The 6,115-nt window shown below is 61.3% G+C and carries 5 protein-coding genes and 2 pseudogenes (1 of these 7 cut by a window edge); 3 read left to right on the top strand and 4 right to left on the bottom strand.

Going from position 1 to position 6,115, the window contains the following annotated elements; all coding sequences use genetic code 11:
• Nucleotides 1-265, bottom strand: a pseudogene (locus ACFE99_RS02685) (hypothetical protein); the annotation flags it as partial.
• A gap of 423 nt (nt 266-688) precedes the next feature.
• Between ACFE99_RS02685 and ACFE99_RS02680 the strand changes: the two are divergent.
• The 3 genes from ACFE99_RS02680 (at nt 689) to ACFE99_RS02670 (ending at nt 3,908) form a co-directional block, all read left to right on the top strand.
• Nucleotides 689-1,615 carry a hypothetical protein gene (locus tag ACFE99_RS02680; protein ID WP_375482156.1) on the top strand — a complete coding sequence of 309 codons (927 nt, stop codon included), beginning with the start codon at nt 689-691 and terminating at the stop codon, nt 1,613-1,615.
• A gap of 17 nt (nt 1,616-1,632) precedes the next feature.
• Complete coding sequence (locus tag ACFE99_RS02675) at nt 1,633-2,220, top strand: twin-arginine translocation pathway signal (RefSeq protein WP_375482168.1); 588 nt, start codon at nt 1,633-1,635, stop codon at nt 2,218-2,220.
• 242 nt (nt 2,221-2,462) lie between these two features.
• Complete coding sequence (locus tag ACFE99_RS02670; protein WP_375482166.1) at nt 2,463-3,908, top strand: adenylate/guanylate cyclase domain-containing protein; 1,446 nt, start codon at nt 2,463-2,465, stop codon at nt 3,906-3,908.
• Here ACFE99_RS02670 and ACFE99_RS02665 read toward each other — a convergent pair.
• From ACFE99_RS02665 to ACFE99_RS02655, 3 genes and pseudogenes are all read right to left on the bottom strand, one after another.
• Nucleotides 3,905-4,729: an SDR family NAD(P)-dependent oxidoreductase gene (locus tag ACFE99_RS02665; RefSeq protein WP_375482154.1), complete on the bottom strand. Its 825-nt coding sequence runs from the start codon at nt 4,727-4,729 to the stop codon at nt 3,905-3,907. The two genes, ACFE99_RS02670 and ACFE99_RS02665, sit on opposite strands and share 4 nt — an antisense overlap.
• Before the next feature lie 15 nt (nt 4,730-4,744).
• Complete coding sequence (locus tag ACFE99_RS02660) at nt 4,745-5,941, bottom strand: cytochrome P450 (protein ID WP_375482152.1); 1,197 nt, start codon at nt 5,939-5,941, stop codon at nt 4,745-4,747.
• A pseudogene (locus ACFE99_RS02655) lies at nt 5,883-6,115 on the bottom strand (LLM class flavin-dependent oxidoreductase); it runs 861 nt beyond the window's last position. Before ACFE99_RS02655 ends, ACFE99_RS02660 begins: the two are co-directional and overlap by 59 nt.

Genomic DNA, 6,115 nt, shown 5'->3' with positions numbered 1-6,115 from the left:
CCTCACCATCAACGCCGCCATCATGCTCACCCTGAGTGCCGGTCAACAACAAGTGGTGAGGCTCGCAGGGTGCGCCGGGGACGACGTCACGAGTCACGTTCGGCACACAGTCCGCCGCATCGCAAAACGCCGATGCCTTGCCGCCAGCAGGTATCAGGGATGCGATCAATCCCGAGGTTAAGACTGCACCCGCGACCATTCTCCCCATCCATAAGTTCCTTGGCGGCGGAGTCGCTTTGCGACGGGCAAAATAGTCCAGGGCCATAGGGAAACAGTAGTTCGAGCGTCGCCTCTGTAGAACCGCAACGGGAGAAGATGTTCTCGTAGATGGCGAGAGAGGATTTCGTGCCGTCGGGCACATTGCCCAAATTTGACGCCGACGACGGGCACAGGTCTCGCAAAATCTATTAGGCATGAGACGAGTATGTCCGCAGACCCCATGTCTACGTCCTTGCGCGAACGACTCCGTTATTCGTAGCGGCACGAGATGATAACGTGGCTCTTCTAGACCGGCCAAACGGTGAGGAGTTCGCATGCTGACTGGGCGTCGAGGCGATCAGTGGCAGTCTGCGCAGCCAATCCGGCTTAGCCAGCATAGCCCTTCCCGGTCATCGGTAAGCGGTCGAGCGGTTTACTTTTTGGTAAGTCATGGTTCACAAGAACTGCCCGGCTTCTGGGTTGGTGAGTTTTGAGCGCCGGCATCCGCGAAAACGCTGCTGAGAAGAAACCGAATCCGGTGAGCCAGGACAAAACACCGAGCACAGCTGCCGAGATGCGAGCGCTGGCCGAGCAGGCTGAGGCAGAGGCCGCCGAGGCGGAAGCTCTCGCAGCAGCCGCCCGCGCCCGGGCTCGCGCCATTCAATTGCGCCGGCAGGCGGAACTCGCCGAAGCCACAGAAAAAGACAAGTCGCAAGTAGCCGAACGCGTCGAGAGCGAAAGCGAAGAAGCTGCGCGCGAGAGCGAGCTGGGAGACACTGCGCAAAAGAGCGAGCCGGAGGATGTCAGCCCTGCGAGTGTCGATACTGACGAGAGTGCGGCCGATGCCGTGGTCGAACCCGACGCAGATATCCCGTCTTCTTCAGACGTAGCCGCGGACAAGGCGGCATGGTATCGACGTCGGCGTCGTCCCCCACTGTCCACCGTTGCCGCAATTTTGGCCATCATCGTTATTCTCGCCGCGTCTGCGGGCAGTGTTTATATGGTGCTGGAGCATCGCGACGCGTCGCACCGTCGCCAACTTGCTGCAGAGTTCGCTGCAGCGGCGCGGCAGGGTGTCGTGACGCTGACATCGCTGGACTTCAACAACGCCAAAGATGGTGTGCAGCGCATCCTCGATGACTCCACCGGCTCGTTCAAAGACGACTTCGCGAAGATGGCAGGCGATTTCACGAAGGTGGTAGAGCAGTCGAAGGTGGTCGAGCGGGGCACGGTTCAGGCGGTGGCAGTCGACCGGGACTCCATGACGGACGACTCGGCGGTGGCGCTGGTCGCATCCACCTCTGAAGTTACCAATGCGGCGGGCGCCAAGCAGGATCCGCGTAATTTCAGATTGATAGTCACGCTTACCCGCGACAGCGGTCAGCTCAAGATGTCGAAAGTCGAGTTTGTGCCGTGACCACAGAGGACACGTCGGTGGCCGAGGAGACAGCGGGCGCCGAGGCGACCGAAGACGTCGAGACCGAAGACGCAAAGCCTGGGCGGCGAGCGCGCTTGATCGGCCGCGTGAAGCAACTGTCACGCGATAAGGTCCTTGCCGCGCTGCTGGGGGTCTCGGTGGTAGGTTCGGCAGCCTTGGCAGCCTGTTTGCTCTACTTCCAATATCTGCCGGATCGCGACACCGATGCTGCGGCCGCCAAGTCCGCGATCACCGCGGCCAGCGACGGGACTGTGGCGGTACTGTCGTATTCACCGGACAGTCTCGACCGTGACTTTTCCTCGGCCAAATCGCATTTGACTGGCGACTTCTTGTCGTACTACACCCAGTTCACCGACCAGATCGTGGCCCCGGCTGCCAAGCAGAAGTCGGTCAAGACGAACGCAGTCGTGGTTCGTGCCGCCGTTTCAGAATTGCATCCGAACTCTGCCGTTGTGCTGGTGTTCGTCAACCAAAGCACGGTAAGCAAGGATCGGCCAGAACCGAGTTTGACCTCGAGCAGCGTTCTGGTCACATTGACGAAAGCTCATGGAAACTGGCTCATTTCGTCGTTCAATCCGGTCTAGGACCGCGACTGAAAAGGACGAGCGGCCACAGCTAGTCATATTCGATGTGCGCTCGGAGGCCTCTAGCCGTCATTTCCGGGCCGGGTCGCACTACAGCGATTGACCACGCCCGCTAAGTTCTTCACGTGAGCATGCTGGACCGATTTCGGGATCTGGTCACCGAACAGCGACGTAATCCGGTGGCGCGCAAAGCAGCGCACCGAAGAAGCGCAGCCAGGGTATCGAGTCGATACGCCGGTGGGCTGGTATTCGCTCATCTCGTTGCCACCAGCGAAATCCTCGTCATCGCGGTAGCGCTCAGCGGTCGTACGGGCGAAGCACACCTTCACTTGAGCGCGAACAACGTGATCACGGCCATCGTGCTGGTCGTGCTGGGAACCGTCGCCGTCGCGGTAGGCGCAATCCTGACGATCGCTCCGTCACTGCGTTGGTTTATCCCTGGGTTCGAACCCGATCCGAATCAACGTCGCACGGCGATGAAGCTGATGCGCAACCAATCGGTGATCCTTGCGGCGACATGGGCGGCGGGCGGGGTGATCTTCATCCTGCTGGACCTCAACGGCGGGCTCACGGTTGCAGTGTCGACCGGCTTAGCCGTGTTATTCGGTTGGTCCGCCGCGACGGGCACCGCCGTTCTGCTCACGCAGCGTACTCTGCGTCCGATTATCGCTGCTGCCACAGACGGATCCGAGGGCTTCGTGAGTGCACCGGGCGTGTTGGCGCGCCTGATTGGCATGTGGCTGCTGAGCAGCGCGCTTCCCAGCGCGGCCATTGCGGCCCTGATCTTCTTGCGATCACTTGGTTGGATTATCCACAAAAATGCGTCGGTCGAGATTCCGGTATTGGTGCTGTCGCTTGTCGCCGTGTTCCTGGGCCTGCGGGGGGTCATCCTTGTTGCCAAGTCGATCTCGGATCCGGTACGCGAGGTCGTGGCCGCGATGGCCGAAGTCGAACATGGCCGAATCGGAACGTGCGTCGACGTCTACGAGCGCTCCGAGCTCGGACGTCTGCAAAGCGGATTCAATCGGATGGTCACCGGCCTGGCCGAACGCGACCGGCTGCGTGACCTTTTCGGTCGGCACGTCGGCGTGGACGTTGCCCGTCGCGCGCTCGAAGAGGACGGAGCCTTGTCAGGAGATGTCGCGGAAGCGGCGATTCTCTTTATCGACCTGGTCGGCTCGACCCGGTTAGCAGCGAGCCGTCCACCCGAAGAGGTCGCCGAGCTGCTCAACAACTTCTTCCGGATCGTGGTGGCCGAGGTGGATGAAAGGCACGGCGCGATCAACAAGTTCGAAGGCGACGCAGCGCTGGCAGTGTTCGGTGCGCCTCTGCGGCTAACTAACGCAGCGTCCGCAGCGCTCGCAACAGCACGGGCTCTGGGCACACGGCTGCGCGAATTACCGTTGGTGGACTTCGGCATCGGCGTCTCGGCCGGGCCGGTCTTTGCTGGCAACATCGGCGCCGAGAACCGCTACGAATACACGGTGATCGGTGACCCGGTCAACGAAGCTGCGCGACTGGCCGACCTCGCGAAAGATACCGATAGGCGAATTCTGTGTTCAGATGCTGCCATCGCTCGCGCTGACTCAACCGAGTGCGAGCACTGGGTACCGCGGGGTTCCACCGTCCTACGCGGCCGCTCGGATACCACACACGTCTCGGCGCCGGCGGACGAAGGTCTTGATTAGGTGGCGACGACAGCCAGACTGCGCTCCCAAAGTTCGCGGGCGAGCGCCGAGTTGTTGGCTGCGCGGTTCGGTTTGGCGATCTTGTGCCGGGAGTAGTACTCGCCCGATAGCCAATCGACCCCGGGTGTGCTTGAGGCCAGCCAGACCAGTTGGTCGGCTCCCTGCGCGGCGGTCGCTGTGAACCACCGTGTCGGGGTGTTGCGCATGATGGCAAGCAGCCGTGAGCCCGATGCTGGGCCGAAGTTGGAGTCGACATAGCCGGGATGAAATGCCGCAGCGGATAGCCCGGCATCGTGGTATCGCCGGTGTAGTTCTTTGGTGAACAAGATGATTGCCAGCTTGGTCAGGGCGTAGATCTTGCTGGGCCGGTAGCCCCGGGTGTTCTCCAGATTTTCGATGCTGACTTTGCCCAGTAGCTTCTGTGACGCGCTGGAGGTATTGATGACCGAGGCGCGGGAATCGACCAGCAGATCCAGCAGCTTCGTGGTCAGCAGGAATGGCGCCAAATAGTTGACCTGATAGGTCTTTTCGTAGCCGTCGTCTGTCAGTTGAATTTTGGTTGTCATGCCTCCGGCGTTGTTGGCCAGCACGTCGATGCGGGAATAGCGCGACCGCAAGCTCTGCGCCAATGCTCGCACTTGAGCTAGGTCGGCGAAGTCGGTCACGAAACAGTCGGCATCCAGTTCGGTTGCCACCGCCTTGGTCTTGGTCTCGGACCGGCCGACCACGACAACGTTTTCACCGGCGTGACGCAAGCGACGTGCCGCCGCGGCGCCGATGCCGTCGCTGGCGCCCGTGATAACGATCGTTTTACCCGGCATTGTCGTCCGGCTTCGTCAGCCGGTGAGCACCGGTAAGCGCGCCCATCCACGCACGCTGGCAGTGTGGGCTCTGACCGCGTTGTCATAGTCCACCTGCCAGTCAGGCCAGCGCTTGAGCACTTCCTCGAGCGCAACGCGCGCTTCCATGCGTGCCAGCGCCGAGCCGAGGCAGAAATGCAACCCGTGCCCGAAGCTCAGATGAGAGCCGGCGTGATGGATGTCGAACCGCTCCGCGTCGGCGAAACGCCACTCGTCTCGGTTAGCTGATCCGTTCAGCAACAACATGATTGAGCCTGCGGGCACGGTTTGTCCGTAGTACTCGACGTCGTGGGTGACGTATCGAGCCTGTACAGGCGATGGCGCTTCGAATCGCAAGACTTCCTCGATGGCCTGCGGAATCAGCGAGCGGTCCGCCACAATTTCACGGCGCTGATCGGGATGATCGGAGAACAGTTGGCCGATGAAACCGATCAGCCGTGTTGTGGTCTCATTTCCGGCCCCGGCAATGGTGCTCGTGTAGGTGAGCACCTCGGTGCGGGTCAGCCGTCGGCGCGTGCCATCCGGTTCTTCCACTTCGGCGTTGAGCAATTCGGTCATCAGATCGTCGGATGGGTGCTCGGCGCGCCAATCGATGTACTCGGCGAAAATTGTATAGGACTGCTCGAAGCTGCTGGAGTCGAAGGCCGGCTTGCCCTCCTTCAAAGTCAGGAGGGTGTCGGTACGCTTGCGGATCATCTCCTGGTCCTGCTCGGGAATGCCCACCAGGTAACCGATCACGCGCATCGGCATCTGCGCGCCGAGGTCTTTTATGAAGTCGAACCGGCCTGAGCCCACGGGGGAATCGAGCGCGCGGACACAATGTTCGCGCGCCAACCCTTCGACGGCTTCCATGCGCCGGGGGGTGAAGACCCTTGACAGCAGCCGTCGGTGAAGATCGTGTACGGGTGGATCCTCCCACAGAATGATGCCTGGCGGAATCTCCGCCCCGCTGAGCAGCAGGTCGGCAGTCGTTCCCCGACCGGACTGAAATCGCTCCCAGTCATTGAGCGCAGGCGCCACATCGGCATAGCGGCTCAGCGCGAAGAAGTTGAACTTCTCGTTGTAATACAACGGTGCCTCGTCACGGAGCCGCTTCCACACCGGGTAGGGGTTGTTATCGATCTCGAAATTGAACGGGTCGTAGTAAATTTCGGTTGTTTCGGCACTTGTCATGCCTGCACCCCTTCTGTCTGCGGGAGCCTGCTGGGTTGATCCGGCACGTTTCGACCAGTGCCGGCACCACGGCATTGGCGACGCGATCCAGATATGGCCATGCAAGATCGGGTGGGAGCCCACCGCATAGCGGCGCCAAAGTGAGCATCCCGCCGTCGCGCAGGTGGGTGATCG

The organism is uncultured Mycobacterium sp. (assembly GCF_964249325.1).
Lineage (GTDB): Bacteria > Actinomycetota > Actinomycetes > Mycobacteriales > Mycobacteriaceae > Mycobacterium.
The sequence above is the reverse complement of the archived record's forward strand: the minus strand, read 5'-3'. Positions and strand labels throughout refer to the sequence as shown.

Bases quoted from the DNA above. Each gene is read 5' to 3' on its own strand.
- ACFE99_RS02665 (WP_375482154.1), bottom strand. From the start codon at position 4,729: ATGCCGGGTAAAACGATCGTTATCACGGGCGCCAGCGACGGCATCGGC.
- ACFE99_RS02660 (WP_375482152.1), bottom strand. From the start codon at position 5,941: ATGACAAGTGCCGAAACAACCGAAATTTACTACGACCCGTTCAATTTC.